Consider the following 1067-nt stretch of genomic DNA (forward strand, 5'->3'; position numbering starts at 1 on the left):
GGCGCGACGGCGCAGCCGAATGGCGCCTCCGCCGGCGACAACGCCGCCACCCTGCTGCTCGACCAGGCCAGCTACTGGCAGGCGCAGAACCGCCCCGATGCGGCGCTGCAATCGCTGGAGCGGCTGCTGCGCCTGCGCCCGAACGACCCGCAGGCGCTCTCGATGGCGGCGCAGATCGCCGCCTCCGCAGGCGAGACGGAGCAGGCCCAGGCCTATCTCAGCCGCCTCTCCGCCATCGCGCCGCGGAGCCCGGATCTGGCCCGGGCGCAGAGCGCCCTGCGGGCCACCGCCGCCGACCAGCAGGGGCTGGCCGAGGCGCGGCAGCTCTCGCAATCCGGCCGCGGGCGGGAGGCGCTGCTGCGCTACCGCGCCGCCTTCGGCGGCAATGAGGTGCCGGATGCCTTCGCCGTCGAATACTACCTGACCCAGGCCGGGCTCTCGGCCGATGATTTCCGCGAGGCCCGGCGCGGGCTGGAGGCGGCGCTGCAACGCCAGCCCGACAATGCGCGGATGAAGCTGGCGCTGGCCCAGATGCTCACCTTCCGCGAGACCACGCGCTTCCAGGGCATCGACACGCTGCGCGAGATGGCGCGGCGCCCCGACACCGCCAGCGCCGCCCGTGCCGCCTGGCGGCAGGCGCTGCTCTGGATGGGCCCAGGCGGTGAGGCGCTGGCGGCGTTCGACGATTACCGGGCCGAGAACCCGGCCGATCCCGAGATCGAGGCGCGCTACCGGGAGATGCGCAGCTTCGGCCAGGACCCGAATTACGAGACGCGCCAGGGCGCCTTCGACGCGCTGACCCAGCAGCGCCTGGCCGATGCCGAAGGCGGCTTCACCACCGCGCTGCAGGCCAACCCGAACGATGTCGACTCGCTGATGGGCCTTGCCATCCTGCGCCGCCGGCAGAACCGCGAGGCCGATTGGCGCGCCCTCTACGACCGCGCCATGGCGCTGGCGCCGGACCGGCAGGCGGAGTTCCAGCGGGCGCTGGGCCTTGGCCCCGATGGCCGCCCCCCTGCCCCGCCGCCGCCGCCGCGCACCCCGGCCAACCTGGCACGCCAGGCGCT

1 protein-coding gene is annotated in these 1067 nt (G+C 74.8%); it reads left to right on the top strand.

What is annotated here, in order from left to right; translation table 11 throughout:
- The coding region (locus HMPREF0731_RS21640) for a tetratricopeptide repeat protein (RefSeq protein WP_007006384.1) at nt 1-1067 on the top strand (1067 nt) is incomplete at both ends.

The organism is Pseudoroseomonas cervicalis ATCC 49957 (genome assembly GCF_000164635.1).
In the GTDB taxonomy this organism is placed as follows: Bacteria; Pseudomonadota; Alphaproteobacteria; order Acetobacterales; family Acetobacteraceae; genus Pseudoroseomonas; species Pseudoroseomonas cervicalis.